At 68.1% G+C, this 19,752-nt stretch carries 17 protein-coding genes and 2 tRNA genes; 9 read left to right on the top strand and 10 right to left on the bottom strand.

All coding sequences use genetic code 11. The features are described from left to right. Both metE and VJR25_RS15110 read left to right on the top strand, forming a co-directional pair. A partial coding sequence (metE, locus tag VJR25_RS15115; RefSeq protein WP_324116485.1) for a 5-methyltetrahydropteroyltriglutamate--homocysteine S-methyltransferase occupies positions 1-1,082 on the top strand: 1,082 nt, incomplete at its 5' end. A gap of 133 nt (positions 1,083-1,215) precedes the next feature. Beyond that, complete coding sequence (locus VJR25_RS15110; RefSeq protein WP_324116482.1) at positions 1,216-2,187, top strand: adenosine deaminase; 972 nt, start codon at positions 1,216-1,218, stop codon at positions 2,185-2,187. Between the two features lie 87 nt (positions 2,188-2,274). On the opposite strand, the gene VJR25_RS15105 is transcribed toward VJR25_RS15110, so the two are convergent. From VJR25_RS15105 to VJR25_RS15095, 3 genes are all read right to left on the bottom strand, one after another. Next, positions 2,275-2,634, bottom strand: coding sequence for a GntR family transcriptional regulator (locus VJR25_RS15105; protein ID WP_324116480.1), 360 nt, complete (start codon positions 2,632-2,634; stop codon positions 2,275-2,277). Positions 2,635-2,703: 69 nt separating this feature from the next. After that, positions 2,704-2,779: transfer RNA gene (locus VJR25_RS15100), tRNA-Ala, on the bottom strand. 21 nt (positions 2,780-2,800) lie between these two features. Beyond that, positions 2,801-2,874 (bottom strand) — tRNA-Ile (locus VJR25_RS15095). A 131-nt stretch (positions 2,875-3,005) separates the two neighbouring features. Between VJR25_RS15095 and VJR25_RS15090 the strand changes: the two genes are divergently transcribed. Next, a complete protein-coding gene (locus VJR25_RS15090) occupies positions 3,006-3,728 on the top strand; it encodes a VIT family protein (RefSeq protein WP_324116479.1) in 723 nt (240 codons plus the stop codon). Positions 3,729-3,790: 62 nt separating this feature from the next. Here the strand turns inward: VJR25_RS15090 and VJR25_RS15085 are convergent, their stop codons facing one another. The 7 genes from VJR25_RS15085 to dnaA all read right to left on the bottom strand — a co-directional run bounded on the left by VJR25_RS15085 (position 3,791) and on the right by dnaA (position 13,780). Next, on the bottom strand, positions 3,791-4,195 hold the full coding sequence (locus VJR25_RS15085) for a DUF3566 domain-containing protein (RefSeq protein WP_324116477.1): 405 nt from the start codon (positions 4,193-4,195) through the stop codon (positions 3,791-3,793). Then, positions 4,192-6,810: a DNA gyrase subunit A gene (gene gyrA, locus VJR25_RS15080; RefSeq protein WP_324116475.1), complete on the bottom strand. Its 2,619-nt coding sequence runs from the start codon at positions 6,808-6,810 to the stop codon at positions 4,192-4,194. Before gyrA ends, VJR25_RS15085 begins: the two co-directional genes overlap by 4 nt. A gap of 117 nt (positions 6,811-6,927) precedes the next feature. Further along, the gene (gene gyrB, locus VJR25_RS15075) at positions 6,928-8,973 is read right to left on the bottom strand and encodes a DNA topoisomerase (ATP-hydrolyzing) subunit B (RefSeq protein WP_324116473.1); all 2,046 of its coding nucleotides are present in this window, start codon (positions 8,971-8,973) and stop codon (positions 6,928-6,930) included. Between the two features lie 122 nt (positions 8,974-9,095). Beyond that, entirely contained in the window at positions 9,096-9,581 is a 486-nt protein-coding gene (locus VJR25_RS15070; RefSeq protein WP_324116470.1) for a DUF721 domain-containing protein, read from the bottom strand. Continuing rightward, on the bottom strand, positions 9,574-10,752 hold the full coding sequence (gene recF / locus VJR25_RS15065; RefSeq protein WP_324116468.1) for a DNA replication/repair protein RecF: 1,179 nt from the start codon (positions 10,750-10,752) through the stop codon (positions 9,574-9,576). Before recF ends, VJR25_RS15070 begins: the two co-directional genes overlap by 8 nt. A gap of 4 nt (positions 10,753-10,756) precedes the next feature. Next, the gene (dnaN, locus tag VJR25_RS15060) at positions 10,757-11,899 is read right to left on the bottom strand and encodes a DNA polymerase III subunit beta (RefSeq protein ID WP_324116466.1); all 1,143 of its coding nucleotides are present in this window, start codon (positions 11,897-11,899) and stop codon (positions 10,757-10,759) included. A gap of 447 nt (positions 11,900-12,346) precedes the next feature. Further along, a complete protein-coding gene (gene dnaA / locus VJR25_RS15055; RefSeq protein ID WP_414683802.1) occupies positions 12,347-13,780 on the bottom strand; it encodes a chromosomal replication initiator protein DnaA in 1,434 nt (477 codons plus the stop codon). A 266-nt stretch (positions 13,781-14,046) separates the two neighbouring features. Between dnaA and rpmH the strand changes: the two genes are divergently transcribed. Genes rpmH through rsmG form a run of 6 tightly spaced genes read left to right on the top strand, consistent with a single transcriptional unit; the run spans position 14,047 to position 17,268 of the window. Beyond that, on the top strand, positions 14,047-14,184 hold the full coding sequence (gene rpmH / locus VJR25_RS15050) for a 50S ribosomal protein L34 (RefSeq protein WP_022879826.1): 138 nt from the start codon (positions 14,047-14,049) through the stop codon (positions 14,182-14,184). Positions 14,185-14,189: 5 nt separating this feature from the next. After that, positions 14,190-14,525, top strand: a complete 336-nt coding sequence (gene rnpA / locus VJR25_RS15045) for a ribonuclease P protein component (RefSeq protein WP_324116446.1) — start codon at positions 14,190-14,192, stop codon at positions 14,523-14,525. Between the two features lie 53 nt (positions 14,526-14,578). Further along, positions 14,579-14,878, top strand: a complete 300-nt coding sequence (yidD, locus tag VJR25_RS15040; protein ID WP_324116492.1) for a membrane protein insertion efficiency factor YidD — start codon at positions 14,579-14,581, stop codon at positions 14,876-14,878. A gap of 18 nt (positions 14,879-14,896) precedes the next feature. Then, positions 14,897-16,003 (top strand): membrane protein insertase YidC, encoded by a 1,107-nt coding sequence (gene yidC / locus VJR25_RS15035; RefSeq protein WP_324116490.1) that lies wholly within the window; start codon positions 14,897-14,899, stop codon positions 16,001-16,003. Positions 16,004-16,036: 33 nt separating this feature from the next. Continuing rightward, positions 16,037-16,597, top strand: a complete 561-nt coding sequence (locus tag VJR25_RS15030) for a protein jag (protein WP_324116445.1) — start codon at positions 16,037-16,039, stop codon at positions 16,595-16,597. A gap of 2 nt (positions 16,598-16,599) precedes the next feature. Beyond that, positions 16,600-17,268: a 16S rRNA (guanine(527)-N(7))-methyltransferase RsmG gene (gene rsmG, locus VJR25_RS15025; RefSeq protein ID WP_324116487.1), complete on the top strand. Its 669-nt coding sequence runs from the start codon at positions 16,600-16,602 to the stop codon at positions 17,266-17,268. Positions 17,269-19,752: the final 2,484 nt, after the last annotated feature.

Genomic DNA, 19,752 nt, shown 5'->3' with positions numbered 1-19,752 from the left:
CCGCGCTGACCGAGGCCGACGCCGCGCGCGCCTCCTACGCGGCACGGCAGGCTGCGCAGCTCGAGGCGATCGCCCTGCCTCCGCTGCCCACGACGACCATCGGCTCGTTCCCGCAGACCGCCGGCATCCGCTCGAGCCGCGCCGCGTTCGCCGCCGGACGCATTCCGGAATCGGAATACGTCACGGCGATGCAGGGCGAGATCCGTGAGGTCATCGAGCTGCAGGAGCGGATCGGCCTGGACGTGCTCGTGCACGGCGAGCCGGAGCGGAACGACATGGTGCAGTACTTCGCCGAGCTGCTCGACGGGTTCGCGGTCACCGAGCACGGCTGGGTGCAGTCCTACGGCTCGCGATGCACGCGTCCGTCGATCCTCTGGGGAGACGTGTCCCGGCCTCAGCCGATGACGGTGCCGTGGTCGAGCTTCGCGCAGTCGCTCACCGAGAAGCCGGTCAAGGGCATGCTCACCGGGCCGGTCACGATCCTCGCGTGGTCGTTCGTGCGCGACGACCAGCCGCTCGGCGACACCGCCGTGCAGGTCGCCCTCGCGATCCGGGACGAGATCGCGGACCTCGAAGAAGCCGGCATTCGCATCGTGCAGGTCGATGAGCCGGCGCTTCGCGAGCTGCTTCCGCTCAAGCGCGCGCAGCAGGACGCCTACCTGCAGTGGTCGGTGGGCTCGTTCCGCCTCGCGACGGCCGGGGCGGCGGATGCCACCCAGGTGCACACGCACCTCTGCTACTCCGAGTTCGGCGAGGTCATCGAGGCGATCGACGCGCTGGATGCCGATGTCACCTCCATCGAGGCGGCGCGCTCGGCGATGGACGTCGTCGGCGACATCCGCTCGGTGCAGTTCGGCCGCGGCATCGGTCCGGGCGTGTACGACATCCACTCGCCGCGCGTGCCGTCCACCGACGAGGTGGCCGGTCTCATCGACGCGGCGCTCGGCGGCATCCACCCGCGCCAGCTCTGGATCAACCCCGACTGCGGCCTCAAGACGCGCGGTGTCGCCGAGGTGACGGCCTCGCTCACCGCGATGCTCGAGGCCACGCGCCGCGCGCGGGCGGAACTCGCCGCGGTCTGACACACCGCATCGGAGACTCTCCGCCACACGCCGGGGGTGGAAGCCGCACCCCCGGCGTGTCGTGACGGAGCTCCGACGCGCCGCGTCGTCAGAGTGAGAGCCGGGCATCCGGCCCGACCCGAGGAGTCACGTCATGAGCCGTCCGTTCTGCGAACTGCACCTGCACATCGAGGGCACGCTCGAGCCTCCGACGATCTTCGACCTCGCCCGGCAGCAGGGCGTCGCCCTCGCGGACGCGGACGAGGGCGAGCTCGCGGCGCGGTACCGGTTCGACGACCTGCAGTCGTTCCTGGATCTGTACTACGAGAACATGCGGGTGCTGCGCGATGAGGATGCCTTCGCCGCGATGACCTGGGCGTACCTGGTGCGGGCGCAGCGTGCCGGCGTCGCCCACGTCGAGCTGTTCGTGGATCCGCAGGCCCACTCCAGTCGAGGGGTGCCCGAGCAGGTGGTGCTGCGCGGAATCCGGCGCTCCCTCGACCGGGCCGAAGCGGAGCTCGGCATCACGAGCGGCATCATCGTGTGCGTGCTGCGCGACCAGCCCGTCGCGTCGGCGCACGCGATGCTGGACGCGGTGCTCGCCACCGGCATCCCCGTGCTCGGGCTCGGGCTGGACTCCGCCGAGGTCGGCTATCCGCCGTCGCTCTTCACGGCGGTCTTCGACGAGGCGCGCGCCGCCGGACTGCATGTGGTGGCCCACGCCGGCGAGGAGGGCCCGGCCGCCTACGTGTGGCAGGCGCTGGACCTGCTGGGCGCGGAGCGGATCGACCACGGGATCCACGCCCTGGACGATGACGCCCTGGTGGCGCGGCTCGTGCGCGACCGCATCCCGCTGACCGTGTGCCCGCTCTCGAACGTGGCGCTCAAGGTCGTCGGGGATGTCGGCGCGGTGCCGATCCGGCGCATGCTGGATGCCGGCCTGCGGGTGACGATCAACTCCGACGACCCCGCCTACTTCGGCGGGTACCTCGACGACAACATCTCCGCCGTCGCCTCCGCCCACGCCCTCACCGCGGCCGAGCTCGACGCATTGTGCCGCAATTCCATCGAGGGGTCGTTCGCGTCGGACGCCCGGCGGGCCGAACTGCTGGCCCGACTCACCTGATGCCGGCAGCGGTCTGACTGTCCGGATCGTCCTGGAACACCCGCAGCTCCTGCGAGCACCGGCAGGATGCCGCGACGTACTTCGACATCATGCCCCCTTGCGGCGCAGGTAGTCGACGGCCGCGTCCGCATCGTACCCGAGTTCGCCCATCGCCTCGAGGTAGCGATCGGCCGCGCGGGATGCGGCCGGGTCGACCGCGCGCACCCGGCCCGGCGCGACGATCGTTCCGTTGCGACCGCCGGTGACGACGAGTCCCGCCGCCTCCAGCTCCCGGTACGCACGCGCGACGGTGTTCGCCGCGAGCCCCAGCTGCTCCGCGAGGCGGCGCACCGGCGGCAGCTTCGCGCCCTCGGCGCGCTGTCCGCTCTCGATCTGCGCCGCGAGCTGCGTACGCAGCTGCTCGAACGGCGGGACGGAGGAGCCGGGATCCACGACGGGCGACGTCATACCCCGAGCCTAGGAGCCCGAAGCGGCGGAGACGAGAACGGCCACCCGATCGGGTGGCCGTACAGCAGATGGTGGAGCCTAGGAGATTCGAAGTCCTGACATCCTGCTTGCAAAGCAGGCGCTCTACCAACTGAGCTAAGGCCCCCGAGTCACCTCGAGTGAGGAGTGGGGCTACCAGGACTTGAACCTGGGACCTCTTCATTATCAGTGAAGCGCTCTAACCGCCTGAGCTATAGCCCCGTGCCACCGCGCAGAGCACGATGTCAACCTGCAAGACTCTACCGGAATCCGCGGCGATTCAGAAATCGTGCGCAGGCTCGGACAGGCTTCCCTTGCTTGCCGCGAAACGGGCACGGCGCTTGACTGATCACATGACCGCGGAAGACGTCCAGCACAACGGCGAACCGCACGCGAACAATGTGCGACAGAGGCTGAACTGGCTGCGCGCCGGCGTCCTGGGCGCGAACGACGGCATCGTCTCGGTCGCGGCGATCGTCGTCGGTGTGGCCGCGGCCTCCACGTCGACCGGTGCGATCTTCACGGCCGGCATGGCCGGGCTCGTGGGCGGCGCCGTGTCGATGGCGCTCGGCGAATACGTCTCGGTCTCGAGCCAGCGCGACACCGAGATGGCGCTCATCGAGAAGGAGCGCTACGAGCTCGAGACGATGCCCGAAGAAGAGCTCGCCGAGCTCACCGCCATGTACCGCTCCCGCGGACTGTCAGAGGCGACCGCGCACCAGGTCGCCGTCGAGCTGACCGCGCACGACGCGCTTCGCGCCCACCTCGAGGTGGAACTGGGCATCGACCAGAACGACCTCGTCAACCCGTGGCACGCCGCGATCTCGTCCGCGATCTCGTTCACCGTCGGCGCGATCCTGCCGATGCTCGCCATCCTGCTGCCACCCCCGGCGGTGCGCATCCCGGTCACCTTCGCGGCTGTGCTCGTCGCCCTGGCGCTCACCGGCACGCTCGCGGCCCAGCTCGGCGGCGCCCGACGGCTGCGGGCCGCACTGCGCCTCATCATCGGCGGCGCCATCGCGCTCGTCGCCACCTTCATCATCGGCGCGCTGCTGGGCACCAGCGGCATCGTCTAGACCGCCGCACAAATGCGGAAGCGGGCGGGGTCGATGCCCCGCCCGCTTCAACGTGGAACGCGTCAGCTGGAGGTGAACCCGACCAGCAGACCGCCGGTGATCTTCACTGCGAGGTTGTAGATGCCCGCGACGACCGCACCCATCACCGTCACGATGACGAGGTTCAGGATCGCGATGATCGAGGCGACGGCCATCACCTGCGGCAGGCCGAACACCTGCGACAGGCTCACCGTGCCGTCCGTGAAGCTCTTGAACAGCGAGTCCGTCTTGCCGACGAGACCCGTCGCCGAGATGACGGCGTAGATCAGGAAGAATGCGACGATCGTCACGACGGCGATCGCGACGGCTGCCAGGAACGACAGCTTCACCGCGGACCAGAAGTCGATGTAGACGAGACGCAGGCGCACCTGCTTCGCGCTGGTCTTGTGACTCGACTTCTTGGCGAGCTTGTCGGCTACTGTGCTCATGCGTCAGTGCTCTCTTCGGGGGTCGGGGCCTCGGGATCGGATGCCGCACCCTCGGTGTCGGCGTCCTCGCTGTCGGCCAGTCCTCGTTCGGTGTTGCGAGCGATCGCGAGGATCCTGTCATCGTCATCCGGACGGGCGAAGACGACACCCATGGTGTCGCGCCCCTTGGCGGGGACCTCGGCCACGGCAGAGCGTACCACCTTGCCGCTGGCAAGAACCACCAAGACCTCGTCGTCCGCGGCGACGATCAGACCGCCCGCCAGGACGCCCCGGTCGTCGTTGAGCTTGGCGACCTTGATGCCGATTCCGCCGCGCGACTGCGTGCGGTACTGGTCGATCTCGGTGCGCTTCGCGTACCCGCCCTCGGTGACCACGAACACGTACGAACCGGGCGTCGCGACGGATGCCGACAGCAGGCTGTCATCCCCGCGGAACGACATGCCCTTCACGCCGGCGGTGGATCGGCCCATGGGACGCAGCGACTCGTCGGTCGCGGTGAAGCGCAGCGACATCCCGTGGCGGCTGATCAGCAGCAGGTCGTCGCCCTCGTCGACGAGCAGTGCGCTCACGACCTCGTCGGTGGAGGCCATGGCCTCGTCATCCGCCTCGTCGCCCTCGTCGCCCTCCTCGGCGCCCGTGGCGCGGAGCTTGATCGCGATGACGCCGCCCTGACGGTTGGTGTCGTACTCGGTGAGGCGCGTCTTCTTCACGAGGCCGCCGCGGGTCGCGAGCACGAGGTAGGTCGCCACCTCGTAGTCGCGGATGTCGAGGATCTGCGCGATCTCCTCGCCGGGCTGCAGCGCCAGCAGGTTCGCGACATGCTGGCCCTTGGCATCCCGGCCCGCTTCCGGAACCTCGTACGCCTTGGTGCGGTAGACACGGCCCTTCGTGGTGAAGAACAGCAGCCAGTGGTGCGTGGTGGTGACGAAGAAGTGCTCGACCACGTCGTCGGCGCGCAGCTGCGCGCCCTTCACGCCCTTGCCGCCGCGGTGCTGCGAACGGTAGTTGTCGCTGCGGGTGCGCTTGATGTACCCCTCACGCGTGACCGTGACGACCATCTCCTCTTCGGGGATGAGGTCCTCGATCGACATGTCGCCGTCGTAGCCGGGCAGGATGTGCGTGCGGCGCTCGTCGCCGAAGCGCTCGACGATCTCGGTGAGCTCGTCGCGGATGATGCTGCGCTGCCGGCCCTCGTCGGCGAGGATGTCGTTGTAGTCGGCGATGCGCAGCTCGAGCTCGGCGGCCTCGTCGATGATCTTCTGCCGTTCCAGCGCGGCCAGGCGGCGCAACTGCATCTGCAGGATCGCGTCGGCCTGCAGGTCGTCGATGTCGAGGAGCGTCTTCAGACCCTCGCGCGCCTCGTCGACGGTCGGCGAGCGGCGGATGAGGGCGATGACCTCGTCGAGCGCATCGAGCGCCTTGAGGTATCCGCGCAGGATGTGCATGCGCTCCTCGGCCTTGCGCAGGCGGAAGCGCGTGCGCCGCACGATCACGTCGATCTGGTGCGTGACCCAGTGCGAGACGAAGCCGTCGAGCGCGAGGGTGCGGGGCACGCCGTCGACGATCGCGAGCATGTTCGCGCCGAAGTTCTCCTGCAGCTGGGTGTGCTTGTACAGGTTGTTGAGCACGACCTTGGCGACGGCATCCCGGCGCAGCACGATCACGAGGCGCTGCCCGGTGCGGTCGCTGGTCTCGTCGCGGATGTCGGCGATGCCCTGGATCTTGCCGTCGCGGGCGAGGTCGCGGATCTTGACGGCGACGTTGTCGGGGTTCACCTGGTACGGCAGCTCGGTGACGACCAGGCACGTACGGCCCTGGATCTCCTCGACATTGACGACGGCGCGCATCGTGATCGAGCCGCGTCCGGTGCGGTAGGCGTCGCGGATGCCGCGGGTGCCGAGGATCTGCGCGGCCGTCGGGAAGTCCGGACCGGGGATGCGCGCCATCAGGGCGTCGAGCAGCTCCTCGCGCGTGGCGTCGGGGTGCTCGAGGGCCCACAGCGCGCCGTCGGCGACCTCGCGCAGGTTGTGCGGCGGGATGTTGGTGGCCATGCCGACCGCGATGCCGACCGAGCCGTTGACCAGCAGGTTCGGGAAGCGCGCCGGCAGCACGACGGGCTCCTGGGTCTGCCCGTCGTAGTTATCCTCGAAGTCGACGGTCTCCTCTTCGATGTCGCGCACCATCTCGAGCGCGAGCGGAGCCATCTTCGTCTCGGTGTACCGCGGGGCGGCCGCGCCCTGGTTGCCCGGGGAGCCGAAGTTGCCCTGACCGAGCGCCAGCGGGTACCGCAGCGACCACGGCTGCACGAGGCGCACGAGGGTGTCGTAGATCGCCGAGTCGCCGTGCGGGTGGTACTGGCCCATGACCTCGCCGACGACGCGCGCGCACTTCGAGAACGACTTGTCGGGGCGGTAGCCGCCGTCGTACATCGCATAGATCACGCGGCGGTGCACCGGCTTCAGGCCGTCCTCGACCCGCGGCAGCGCGCGCCCGACGATGACGCTCATGGCGTAGTCGAGGTAGCTGCGCTGCATCTCGACCTGCAGGTCGACCTGGTCGATCCGGCCGTGGTTGTGCTCGGGTGCGGCCTGGGCGTCCGTGGTGTCGTCAGTCATGTTCGTTCTCGTTCTTCCTGCGTTTCGTCTCGCTTCGCTCGCTCAACGACCGGGAGTGGCGTTCCGGTCGTTGAGCGAGGAGCGAAGCGACGAGACGAAACGCGGATGCGATGAGGGCTAGATGTCGAGGAAGCGGACGTCCTTGGCGTTGCGCTGGATGAAGCTGCGGCGGGACTCGACGTCCTCGCCCATCAGGATCGAGAAGATCTCGTCGGCTGCGGCCGCGTCGTCGATCGTCACCTGGCGGAGGGTGCGCGTCGTCGGATCCATGGTGGTCTCCCACAGTTCCTTGGCGTTCATCTCGCCGAGACCCTTGTAGCGCTGGATGCCGTTGTCCTTCGGGATCCGCTTGCCGCTCGCGAGACCCTCCGCCAGCAGGCCGTCGCGCTCGGCGTCGCTGTAGACGTAGTCGTGCGGTGCGTTCGACCACTTGAGGCGGTACAGGGGCGGCATCGCGAGGTACACGTAGCCGGCCTCGATGAGCCCGCGCATGTAGCGGAACAGCAGGGTCAGCAGCAGCGTGGTGATGTGCTGGCCGTCGACGTCGGCATCCGCCATCAACACGATCTTGTGGTACCGCGCCTTCTCCATGGTGAAGTCCTCGCCGATGCCCGTGCCGAAGGCCTGGATCATCGCCTGGATCTCGTTGTTGCCGAGCGCGCGGTCGAGGCGGGCCCGCTCGACGTTCAGGATCTTGCCGCGCAGCGCCAGGATCGCCTGGGTGTGCGGGTCGCGGCCCTGCACCGCCGAGCCGCCGGCCGAGTCGCCCTCGACGAGGAAGATCTCGCTGATCGACGGGTCCTTGCTGGTGCAGTCCTTGAGCTTGTCGGGCATCGACGCCGACTCGAAGACGCTCTTGCGGCGCGCTGTCTCGCGGGCCTTGCGCGCGGCGAGGCGCGCGGTGGCGGCGTCGATCGACTTGCGGATGATGCTCTTGGCCGCCTGCGGGTTGCGGTCGAACCAGTCGCTGAGCTGCTCCCCGACCACGCGCTGCACGAACGCCTTCGCCTCGGTGTTGCCGAGCTTGGTCTTGGTCTGGCCCTCGAACTGCGGCTCGGAGAGCTTCACCGAGATGACCGCGGTGAGCCCCTCGCGCACGTCGTCGCCGGAGAGGTTGTCGTCCTTCTCCTTGAGGATGTTGTTCGCGCGTGCGTACCGGTTCACCAGCGTGGTCAGCGCGGCGCGGAAGCCCTCTTCGTGCGTGCCGCCCTCGTGCGTGTTGATGTTGTTCGCGAACGTGAAGACGTTCTCGGTGTAGCTCGTCGTCCACTGCATGGCGACCTCGAGCGCGATCTTGCGGTCGGTGTCCTCGGACTCGAAGTCGATGACCTCGTCGTTGACGACGTCGGTCTTGCGCACCTTGTTGAGGTACTCGACGTAGTCGACGAGGCCGCGCTCGTAGAGGAACGTCGCCCCGCGCTGCTTCTCGACGCTCTCGCCGTCGGTGTCCTCGACGACGAGGCCCTCGGGACGCTCGTCGAGCAGGCTGATCCGCAGGCCCTTGTTGAGGAACGCGGTCTGCTGGAAGCGCGAACGCAACGTGTCGTAGTCGAAGTCGACGGTGTCGAAGATGGTGGCATCCGGCCAGAACGTGATGATCGTGCCGGTCTCGGTGCTCTCCTCGCCGCGCTCGAGCGGAGCCTGAGGGATGCCGCCGTCGCGGAAGGACTGCCGCCAGACGTAGCCCTCGCGACGCACTTCGACCTCGAGGCGCGTGGACAGCGCGTTCACCACGGACGACCCGACGCCGTGCAGACCGCCGGAGACCGCGTATCCGCCGCCGCCGAACTTGCCGCCAGCGTGCAGCACCGTGAGCACCACCTCGACGGTGGACTTCTTCTCGGTGGGATGCATGCCGACCGGGATGCCGCGGCCGTTGTCGACGCAGCGCACGCCGCCGTCTTCGAGGATCGTGACCTCGATGTTGTCGCAGTAGCCCGCGAGCGCCTCGTCGACCGAGTTGTCCACGATCTCCTGCACGAGGTGGTGCAGGCCCCGCTCCCCGGTCGAGCCGATGTACATGCCGGGTCGCTTGCGGACGGCCTCGAGACCTTCGAGCACCTGGATGGCATCGGCCCCGTACTCACCGCCCTGGGGTTTGGGCGCCGCGACAGCCTCGTCGTCGATCGATTCGGGGTCGCTTCCGGGGGTCTGCGAGGTCATAGGCGTCCAGCACTCCGATCGTTCAGCGATTTCCCTACGATCCTACCCGAAAACCCACCGACAACGGCCTTTCAGAGGCTCTACGACGCGATGAAAGCGCCCGGGATACCGCAACACACGGATCAGCCGTAGGTATCGCGCGGACCGCGCCCTGGAACGGCTCTCATGCCGTGTTTCCAGCTGGGGACGTCCGGCCCCTGGAAGGTGATGTTGTCGATGCCCGCTTCCGGAAAGCGCTGCACGATGGTCGTCAGGATGTGCCGGCGCATGAGCTTCAGCTGGCTGACCCATGCCGTGGAGTCGCAGCTGACCAGCAGCACGCCGTCCCGGAATCCGGTGGGACGCGTCCGTGCGGCGTTCGCCTCGCCGACGACTTCGGCCCACATCGTCACGACGTCCTCCCGGGCGAGATCGGGGTCCCAGCCGGCCTGCCGGGTGAAGGATGCCAGCACGTCGCCCACCGTCGACGGGTCGCGGCCCGGGGTGAACGGCGCGTTCTCGTCGCCGTCCGCAGAGCGGCGGCGCCGACGCCGGCCGCGCCCGGTCGGCTCGAGTCCCCGCAGCCGCAGATAGGTGGCGAGGGTCTCGGGCAGCTCATCGTCACTCATCGCCGTCTCCCTCCGTGACGCCCGCCCGCTCGTCCGAGATCGTTCCGGCCTGCACGCGGATGACGCGCGTTCGCAGTGGGTCGGGGACATCCTCCTCCACCGCGGCCGTCACGATCACCTGCTCGTAGTCGGCGACCAGACGCGCGAGGCGCACGCGACGGTCGGCGTCGAGCTCGGCGAACACGTCGTCGAGGATCAGCACCGGATCGCCCAGCATCGAGTCGGCGCGCAGCAGCTCCGCCGAGGCCAGCCGCAGCGCGAGCGCCACCGACCACGACTCGCCGTGCGAGGCGTAGCCCTTCACGGGAAGCCCGCGTACCCGCATCAGCAGGTCGTCGCGGTGCGGACCGGTGAGGGTCATCCCGCGCTCGAGCTCGGTGGCGCGCTTCGTGGTGAGTGCCGCACGGAACAGGGCGGTCGTGTCGGCGGTCGTGGCATCCGCGTTGTCGTCGGCGCCCTCTTCCGGGTCGGCGCCACGCACCGACAGCGCCCATTCCAGTTGCGGCGCGTGGTCGGCGCCGGCGATCGACTCGTAGGCGGATGCCAGCGGCTCCGCGAGGTCCTCCGCGAGACGGAGGCGCGCGTCGATGATCTCGGAGCCGAAGGCGACGAGCTTGTCGTCCCACACATCGAGCGTCGACAGCGCGTCGCCGCGGATGCCGCGCGCCCGGGCGGACTTGAGCAGGGCGTTTCGCTGTTTCAGCACCCGGTCGTAGTCGGCGAGCACGCCGGCGAGCCGCGGGAAGCGCTGCACCAGCAGCGAGTCGGCGAATCGGCGCCGCGACGACGGGTCGCCGCGCACGATCTGCAGGTCTTCCGGGGCGAACAGCACGACCTGTGCGTACCGGGGAAGCTCCGCGGCCCGGATCTTCGCGCCGTTGACCCGGGCGAGGTTCGCGCCCTGCCGGTTGATCTGGATCTCGAGCTGCACATGCCGGGTCCCGTGTGCGAGACGCTCGCGCACGATGGCGTGTTCGGCGCTCTCGCGGACGAGGGGCGCGTCGGCCGAGACCCGATGCGAGCCCAGCGTCGCGAAGTAGGCGATCGCCTCCGCCAGATTCGTCTTGCCCTGCCCGTTGCGCCCCACGAAGACCGTCGGGCCGGCCCCGAGGGCCACGTCGGCGACCCGGTAGTTGCGGAAGTCGACGAGGTTCAGGTGCTCGACGATCACCGGGTCAGCGCAGCAGCAGGTTCGGCTGCAGCAGGTAGCGGAACGACTCGACGGTGCCCGAGGTCTGCGGGGTGATCAGCACCGGGCTGAGCTTGTTCGCGTTGTCGCTCGAGGTGAACGTGATGCGCGTGAACTCGCTGCGCACCGCGCCGAGCGCCTCGAGCAGGTACTGCGGGTTGAGTCCGAGCGTGACGTCGTCGCCGGTGAGGGTGGCATCCACCGTCTCGGACGCGCGCGCCTGCTCGGTGCCGGAGCCCTCCATCGTCACGCCGTCGGGCGTGAACGTGAACCGCAGCGGAGCGGAGCGGTCCAGCACGATCTGCACACGGCGCACGGCCTCGACGAGGTCGGTCGTCGACACGACCGCGTAGTGCTCGGTGGCCTCCGGGAACAGGCGTCGCACCGGGGGGAAGTTGCCCTTGATCAGCAGCGACGTGACGGTCTTGTTGCCCGAGGTGAACGCGATGATCTCGCGGTCGCCGGATCCCGAGAACGACACCGAGATCTCGCCGCCGTGCGAGAAGGTCTTGCCGACCTCGGTGAGCGTGCGGGCCGGCACCAGGGCGGTGGCGGTGTCGTCGGATGCCGCGGCTCCGCCGTCCCAGGGAAGGTCGCGCAGGGCCACCCGGTAGCGGTCGGTGGCGACGAGGCTCAGCTGGGTGCCGGCGACCTCGAGCTGCACGCCGGTCAGCACCGGGGTGACGTCGTCGCGGGATGCCGCGAACGCCACCTGGGCGATCGCGGTGGCGAAGTCGTCTCCCGGCACGAGGCCGGAGTCACCGGTGACCTCCGGGATGGCGGGATATTCCTGCACGGGCATGGACGCGAGGGTGAATCGTGCGGAACCGCAGCGCAGCTGGATGCCGCCGTCTTCGTCGACGGCGATCTCGATGGGCTGGTTCGGGAGTTTGCTCGCGATGTCGGCGAGCAGCTTGCCGTGCACGAGGATCGTGCCGGGCTCGTCGACGGTCGCGTCGATCGTGGTGCGCGCGGAGGCTTCGTAGTCGAACGCCGACAGCGTGAGACCCGTGTCGGTGGCTTCGATGAGCACGCCCGCGAGGATCGGCTGGGGGTTGCGCTGCGGCAGCAGCTTCACGACGAACGAGACGGCCTCGCTGAACACATCGCGATTGACGTGGAACTTCACTTCCGCTCCCCTGGTCGTGGGTGGGTGTGGCCGCAGGCCGACGGGCACAGGGCTGGGTCTCTCATGCTAGTGCCCTCATCGGGCGATGCCGGTGCGGATGTTGTGATGCGCTTCGCGCTCCGCGCTTCATCCCCAAGGTCATCGAATGTGATGGATCAGAGATTTTCTTGTCATCTTCATCTCTGCTGTTGAAACTGTGGATAACTCGGTGGAGAGCAACGGGCGCATGGGAACTACACGCGTGTGAGATGTGGAACGCCTGCGGATGGCAGTGCTGACGCGGAAAACCGGGTGCTCAGGCGTCTCCACAGTCGAGGGCATGACTGTGCACAGCGGTTCCGGCGCGTCGGCGAGTTTTCCACAAGTTATCCACACTGTGCAGAAGTGTACGAAAAACGGCGTCCGAGCCCCGGGGTGCGGGGTTCGGACGCCGTCGGGCGGAACCGGTCAGCGTCGGCCGAGCTGGGCCGTGATCTCGGTCACCTGGTTGAACAGCGAGCGGCGTTCCTTCATCTGCTCGCTGATCTTCTTGTAGGCGTACATCACGGTCGTGTGGTCGCGGCCGCCGAACAGCTGTCCGATCTTGGGGAGGGACAGGCTCGTGCGCTCGCGGCACAGGTACATGGCGATCTGCCGGGCCGAGGCGACGGCCTGCGACCTGTTCGACCCATAGAGGTCGTCCTCGCTGAGCTTGAAGTACTGCGCGGTCGCCTGGATGATGTCCGTCGGCGAGATCACGTTGGTCTCGCTCTGATCGATGATGTCGCGCAGCACCGTCTGGGCGAGCGAGATGTCCATCTCCGACCGGTTCAGGCTCGCGAACGCCGAGACGCGGATGAGCGCGCCCTCCAGTTCGCGGATGTTGGACGACACCACGGTGGCGATGTACTCGAGCACCTCGTCCGGCGCCTGCAGGCGTTCGCTGTGCGCCTTCTTCCGCAGGATCGCGATGCGCGTCTCCAGGTCGGGCGCCTGCACGTCGGTGATGAGACCCCACTGGAACCGGCTGCGCATGCGGTCCTCGAAGCCGGTGAGGCTCTTCGGCGGCAGGTCGCTGGTGATCACGACCTGCTTGTCGTGGTCGTGCAGCTGGTTGAAGGTGTGGAAGAACGCCTCCTGCGTCTCGGCGCGTCCCTGCAGGAACTGGATGTCGTCGATCAGCAGGATGTCGACCTCGCGGTACCGGGCCTGGAACTCGGGTCCGCGGTTGTTCTGGATCGAGTTGATGAAGTCGTTCGTGAACTCTTCGCTCGAGACGTACCGCACGCGGATGCCCGGGTACAGGCTCTGCGCGTAGTCGCCGATCGCGTGCAGCAGATGGGTCTTGCCGAGACCGGAGTCCCCGTAGATGAAGAGCGGGTTGTACGCCTTCGCCGGCGCCTCGGCCACGGCGAAGGCCGCGGCGTGCGCCAAGCGGTTCGACGGACCGATCACGAAGTTGTCGAACGTGTACTTGGGGTTGAGACGCGTCTGGTCGCGAGTCGCCGGCAGCGCCGGCTCCGGTGCGGAGCCGCGTTCGGGCACGATCGCGAGCGCCGGAGAGGACTGCACGGGCGTCGGCGCGGTCTGCACGCTGACCGGGGAGGCGGGTTCGTCCACCGCGGGGCGGGCATCGACCTCGGGGTTGACCGCGACCCGGAACGAGGTGACTTCGTCCCCCAGGTGGGTCAGCGCCTCCAGGATCGGCGCGCGGCCGCGCGTGTTGATCATGCTCGCGGTGAGCTCGTTCGGCACGTCGAGGTACAGGATGCCGCCCATCACGCCCTGGGCCACCGCCAGGTTGAGGAAGCCCTCGAGCTGCGGTGTGATGCGGTCGTCTTGACGCAGCCGCTCCATGGCATTCGCCCACACGGGGACCTCCGACGCCTGGTGCTCCGTCATGACTCTCCCCGATAGCCTGTGGATAACTTTGCCGGTGACACGCTATTCCAGCCTCGGCACCGTGGCAAACCCTGCGAGATCATCGGTGGCGTGTCCCTGCGCGCGGCTGAGCGTGCGCTGTGGATAATGACGCTCGGCGGAGTCTCGGTTTGTGATTCGGGTGCTGCTCGACGTAGCCTTGATCGGTTGACGTATGCCTGCTCGGCATCCGTCCCCCTTCATCGTCCCCGGTCGCCACCGGGTGAGATCCGTTCTGGAGTTTCCTCATGAGCAAGCGCACCTTCCAGCCGAACAACCGCCGTCGTGCCAAGAAGCACGGCTTCCGCGCCCGCATGCGCACCCGCGCCGGCCGCGCCATCCTGTCTGCCCGTCGCGCCAAGGGACGCACCGAGCTCTCTGCCTGATCCGAGTGCTCGCACGACCGAACCGGCTGACACGCGGCGCTGATTACAAGGCCGTCGTCCGTCGGGGCGCGCGAAGCGTCGGATCACACACCGTCTTGTACGTGGTGCACACCGACGAAGACCGCGCCGCCCGGTTCGGGTTCATCGTGAGCAAGCAGGTGGGAACCGCCGTGACACGCAACACCGTCCGTCGCCGACTGAAGGCGATCAGCGCCGAAGCGCTGCCGGACGTTCGTCGTGGCGCGGATGTGGTGATCCGCGCGCTGCCGTCCGCAGCCGGTGCCGGGTTCGACCACCTGCAGGCGGAGGTCGTCAAGGGCCTTCGCCGGAGGGCCGCGTGAACGCCGCGGCGCTGCCGGCGGCTTCCACCGGCTCGGGGCATGTGCACCCCGACATGCTGTGGCGGGGCATCCCGCTGCTGCCGCGCAACGCGCTGCTCGGTCTTCTGCAGGCGTACCGCACCGTGATCTCGCCCCTCTACGGCGACGTGTGCCGCTACTACCCCAGCTGCTCCGCCTACGCCGTCGGCGCGGTGCAGCAGCACGGCGCGATCAAGGGCACGGCCCTCGCCGTCGCCCGCATCGGCCGCTGCCACCCGTGGGCCGCCGGCGGCGTGGACGACGTGAAGCCGCACCGGGACTTCCGCTACGACTTGACGCGGCACGGATTCGTCGTGCCGCCCGGAAAGGACTGATCCGTGCAGGGTCTTCTGATGCTCGCCGCGAGCACCCCCTCACCGTCCGCCTCGGCCGCAGCCGGCGGCGGCTTCGACCTGCTCGGCACGATCCTGTGGCCGCTGAAGTGGCTCGTCGAGCTGGTGCTGGTCGCCTGGCACTCGATCTTCGCGTTCCTCGGTATGAACCCGGCCGGCGGTCTCACCTGGGTGCTCTCCATCGTGGGCCTCGTGCTCGTGGTGCGCTCGGCGCTCATCCCGATCTTCGTGCGGCAGATCAAGAGCCAGCGCAAGATGATGGAGATCGCGCCGCAGCTCAAGAAGGTCCAGGACAAGTACAAGGGCAAGCGCGACCAGCTGTCTCGTGAGGCGATGAGCCGCGAGACGATGGATCTGTACAAGAAGAACGGCACGTCTCCGGTGTCCGGCTGCCTGCCGATCCTCATCCAGATGCCGGTCTTCTTCTCGCTGTACTCGGTGCTCTCCAGCATCAAGACGAACGCCGAGGCCGGTCACGGCGGCGTGTTCTGGCTGACCCCGCAGCTGACGCAGGAGTTCTACAACGCCAAGCTGTTCGGCGTGGCGTCGCTGCACGAGTCGCTCGTCGCGACGTTCCAGACGAAGCCCGACGGCTGGCAGTTCACCGTCGGCATCATGATCACGCTGGTCGTGCTCATGATCGCGTCGCAGTACTTCACGCAGCTGCAGATCATCTCGAAGAACCTGTCGCCCGAGGCCAAGGAGGGCCAGGCGTACAAGATGCAGCGGGTGATGCTGTACATCCTGCCGCTCGCCTTCATCTACTCCGGTGTCTTCTTCCCGCTCGGCGTCGTCATCTACTGGTTCACGTCGAACATCTGGACCGCCGTGCAGCAGTTCCTCGTCATCCGGAACATGCCCACCCCGGGATCGCAGGCCGCCAAGGAGCGCGAGGAGCGTCTGGCGCGCAAGGGCAAGGCGATCGACGCCAACGGCAAGATCGTGCCGATGGAGAAGTACCAGGCCGAGCAGCAGCGCCTGTACGAAGAGGCGAAGGCCGTCAAGGCCGCCGAGCCGAAACGGCAGCAGCCGATGGGCAAGCAGCGCGCGAAGAAGCAGCAGGGCAAGGCGTCGAGCCAGTCCGGGTCGGATGCTTCGGCATCCTGACCCTCGCACCATTGCGGAAGAGCAGGAATCACGATGAGCACGTCTGAAACCGTCCCCGGCACTCCCGTCGGCGTCGACTCCCCGTCGGATGCGTCCGAGAACGCCGCGGCGCCTCTGCGCGAGGCTTCGCTGACCGTCGCGCAGCTCGAGGAGGAAGGCGACATCGCCGCGGACTTCCTCGAGGGCCTGCTCGACATCGCCGATCTCGACGGCGACCTCGCCCTCGATGTTCGCGGCGGCCGGGCGTATGTCTCGGTCGAGGCCGAAGACGAGGACGCGGTCGCCTCCCTCGCGGATGCCGACACCGTGCAGGCTCTTCAGGAGCTGACCCGGCTCGCCGTGCAGACCAAGACCGGCCGTTTCTCGCGCCTGATCCTGGACGTCGGCGGATCCCGTGACGCCCGCCAGCGCGAGCTCGAACGCCTCGTCGACCGTGCCATCGCGCGCCTGGACGAGGGCGCGTCCCAGGCGTCGCTCCCCCCGATGTCGAGCTACGAGCGCAAGCTGGTGCACGACATCGTCGCGGAACGCGGCCTCGTCTCGGAGTCGTACGGAGCGGCCGGCGACCGTCACACGGTGATCCGGCGCGCGTGAGCATGGCGGACGAGCCCTCGAACGTCGCGCCCGTGCTGGAACCCGAGCCCGTCGAGGCCGCTGTGGTCTTCGGCGATCGCATCGCGCTGGCGCGGGCATTCACCACGGCCCTGGCGGAGCACGGCGAGGAGCGCGGCCTCATCGGCCCGCTCGAGCTTCCCCGCCTGTGGAACCGGCATGTGCTCAACAGCGCTGTCATCGCGCCTCTCTTCTCGGGAAGCGTGGCCGACGTCGGCTCCGGCGCCGGCCTGCCGGGCCTCGTGCTCGCGATCGCCCGCCCGGACGTGCGCTGGACGCTCATCGAGCCGATGGAGCGCCGCGTCGCCTGGCTGAACGAGCAGGTCGAGGCGCTCGGCCTCGGCAACGTCGAGGTCGTCCGCGCTCGCGCCGAGGACTGGCGCGGTGGTGCGGTGTTCGATGCCGTCACGGCACGCGCGGTGAGCGCTTTGCGCACGCTGCTGCCGCTGACGGCGCCCCTTGTGCGCGACGGCGGAGAGCTCATCCTGCTCAAGGGAGCCAACGCCGCCGCCGAGATCGGCGCTGCCGAGAAGCAGCTGCGCAAGTTCAAGGTGACCGATGCCCGGGCCGAGGTCGTGGGCGAGGGTGTCATCTCGGAACCCACCCGCGTGATCCGAGCTCGCGTCCGCGCCTCAAGTGGATTATCTGGCTGACCTGGGATTTAGTCTCGACTTTGATCGATGGGCGCTGCGTGAATCGCGCGTGAATCCACGTGGCATCGTGACGATCTGATTCCTGTGCGTCGGGGTCGGGAGTGCCCGCTGCGACGGTGTCTCCCTCGTCATGCTGGCGGGGTGAGGTGGAATGTTCGAGACGCTCGTGTCGGGCGCGGCGAAGCTCCGGTGTTGGTTGTGCGGTCGTCGGCGCTCCTCCATCGGCGCGGAGCGCAGCCGATCAGATGTTCAGCGAGCCTCGGGTGGAGGTCGCGTTCATCGTGTCGTGCGGCCGTGGGGTCGTGCACCGGTCGTTGAGTGGCTCTTGTGCCGCGTCAAGGGTCGGCCCCGAGGCGGCGGATCGCTACAGAGCACAGGGTCGCGTATGCGATGGATGCCGGCGGTTCGCGAGGCCGGCGCGTGAGACTCGTGACGTTTCACGTGCAACACGGAGCGGTCGCATGTGTAGCGCGTGTCACGCAAGCGCCGCGTGCAGTTGCCCTGGGACCGCCGGCTTCGCGTGTCGGGTCGCGCGCTTCAGTGCAGGGCAGAGGTGACCGTGTGCGCGAACCTCCGCGTGCGCTCGACAGACGTGCTCGCTCAGTTTGCTGGGCGAACGTGCGTCTGCGATCCGGCGCGGAGGCTCCAGCTGTGGATGGGGGTGCGTAGCGCGATGTCGCCCCCTGTCGCTCTCAACGCCCGGGCATGTGATGGCTGATGTCCGGCGAAGTGCTGTTTCACGTGGAACACCCTGGACCGACAGCGAACAAGCCGTCCGCGTCGGATTGTCGTGGTTCCGGCCGCAGGGGTGACGGAGGCCCAAGGTGCCGGTGCGTACTCGGGCGTCTGGATGGCGATGCTGCCGTTGCCCTGCGCGTAGGCATCCTCTGCTGCCGCGCTGCGGCCATCACCTCCCTCCCTTCGCTAATGGTTGCACCGGTGTTCCTGACTGGTCTGCACGCGCCGGCGCTTTTGACTGTGGCGCTGATGCGAAGGGTGAGGTCCGTCGCGTTTCACGTGAAACGGGGACACGATCGTTTCCCACGACGCGTGTCGGTGCACCGCGGCTTGGTGGCGCCCCTGCGTTGCGCGAGCGTGCTGCAGCCGGTGATGCCGAGTCGTATCGGGGAGTCGCAGTCTCAGGCGGCGGTTTGCGTCCGTTTCACGTGAAACGCCGTGCCATCTGCGCCGTCACAACCCTTTGAGCAGTAACTCCACCTATTCACATGGGGAGGAGCCACTCAGGACCGGACTGTCGGCACGGCCTTTCATCCGTCGATGTGCCGTTGCCGGCTCCGCACGCACCTGCGCTTTTGACTGTGACGTCGATGCGGTGGGTGGGAGCTCTTGTGTTTCACGTGAAACCAGGACGCGGTCGGTTCCCACGATGCGTGTCGGTGCGGCCGGGCTTGGTGGCGGCCCCTGCGTGTACGCGAACGTGCTTCCGCCGAGGATGCCGAGACGTATGGCGGACGGTCGAAGTCTCACGTGGCGCCGGCCTCCGTTTCACGTGAAACGCGGTTGTCTCTGCACCATGACAGCTTTTGGCTCGCGACCCCTCTCACCCATATGGAGGAGGAGCCACTCAGGCCTCGACTGTCGGCACGCCTCACCGACAGGTGTGTCAGTGACTGCGCTCCAGCGGATGGACGGTTCCAACAGAACGATTGTGCGTGATGCGGAGTCCTCTGCGACGCGACCCAGTACGCACGCATACCGTTTGATCCCACCCGATACATTGCCTGTCGGCGCCTTGGAACTCGAGGCGCTGCGGCCTCAGGAGCGTCATGTTTCACGTGAAACGGCGGATGGGCCCGTGGTCGGCTGCGGCTTGAGGGGCGAACGAGTGGCATCGATGCCGGATCGGCCAACCGGACGCGGATCGCACGTGTGTTGATGGTGTTGGCGGCGGGTAAGGGGGTGCGCGGCCGTTGGTCGACGAAGCACCTGTTTCACGTGAAACGGTCGCACTCTCCCTGGCGCTTCCCGCGCCAGAGGGCATGTTCGGTGTGTGACGGAGCGCCGGGCCCGCGGTGGTGGCAAGACTTCCCCTGCGGCGTCGGTAACCCGCAACCTGGGTGGATGGGCCCGTGCCGTTTCACGTGAAACACACGTGCTGGTGAGGCGTATCGGGCGGCAGGACTTCAGGTCGGCGCCGTCGCTTCGCGCTCGCGCATGCGATCCCTGACGGCCGCGGAGTGCGACCTGGCCGCAGCGGGTTTCACGTGAAACGGATGAAGCTGCCCGAAGCCGATTAGCGCGCATCGGCGCGGCGTCACGCCTAGGGTCGGCGGTCATGGGCTGCAGTTCCTCCTAGGCGGGCGGGCGACGCGATCACCCACCGCTACTGCGCAGTCGAGTCCCGACTGTTTCACGTGAAACGATCACTGAAGTGCGCCCAACTGCGGAGGGGACTTCCTCGAGCCACCGCTCTGACGGAGCGTTCCACGTGAAACGGCCGCCGCCATGCCTGTCCTCGTCTTG

Origin of the sequence: Microbacterium sp., assembly GCF_035277845.1 — a bacterium.
Classification (GTDB): Bacteria; Actinomycetota; Actinomycetes; order Actinomycetales; family Microbacteriaceae; genus Microbacterium.
This window is presented reverse-complemented; position numbering and strand designations above follow the sequence as displayed.

Excerpts from the sequence above, each read along its gene's own strand:
- VJR25_RS15110 (WP_324116482.1), top strand. The coding sequence starts at position 1,216 with ATGAGCCGTCCGTTCTGCGAACTGCACCTGCACATCGAGGGCACGCTC.
- VJR25_RS15105 (WP_324116480.1), bottom strand. The coding sequence starts at position 2,634 with ATGACGTCGCCCGTCGTGGATCCCGGCTCCTCCGTCCCGCCGTTCGAG.
- VJR25_RS15090 (WP_324116479.1), top strand. The coding sequence starts at position 3,006 with ATGACCGCGGAAGACGTCCAGCACAACGGCGAACCGCACGCGAACAAT.
- VJR25_RS15085 (WP_324116477.1), bottom strand. The coding sequence starts at position 4,195 with ATGAGCACAGTAGCCGACAAGCTCGCCAAGAAGTCGAGTCACAAGACC.
- gyrA (WP_324116475.1), bottom strand. The coding sequence starts at position 6,810 with ATGACTGACGACACCACGGACGCCCAGGCCGCACCCGAGCACAACCAC.
- gyrB (WP_324116473.1), bottom strand. The coding sequence starts at position 8,973 with ATGACCTCGCAGACCCCCGGAAGCGACCCCGAATCGATCGACGACGAG.
- VJR25_RS15070 (WP_324116470.1), bottom strand. The coding sequence starts at position 9,581 with ATGAGTGACGATGAGCTGCCCGAGACCCTCGCCACCTATCTGCGGCTG.
- dnaA (WP_414683802.1), bottom strand. The coding sequence starts at position 13,780 with ATGACGGAGCACCAGGCGTCGGAGGTCCCCGTGTGGGCGAATGCCATG.
- rpmH (WP_022879826.1), top strand. The coding sequence starts at position 14,047 with ATGAGCAAGCGCACCTTCCAGCCGAACAACCGCCGTCGTGCCAAGAAG.
- yidD (WP_324116492.1), top strand. The coding sequence starts at position 14,579 with ATGCTGTGGCGGGGCATCCCGCTGCTGCCGCGCAACGCGCTGCTCGGT.
- yidC (WP_324116490.1), top strand. The coding sequence starts at position 14,897 with ATGCTCGCCGCGAGCACCCCCTCACCGTCCGCCTCGGCCGCAGCCGGC.
- VJR25_RS15030 (WP_324116445.1), top strand. The coding sequence starts at position 16,037 with ATGAGCACGTCTGAAACCGTCCCCGGCACTCCCGTCGGCGTCGACTCC.
- rsmG (WP_324116487.1), top strand. The coding sequence starts at position 16,600 with ATGGCGGACGAGCCCTCGAACGTCGCGCCCGTGCTGGAACCCGAGCCC.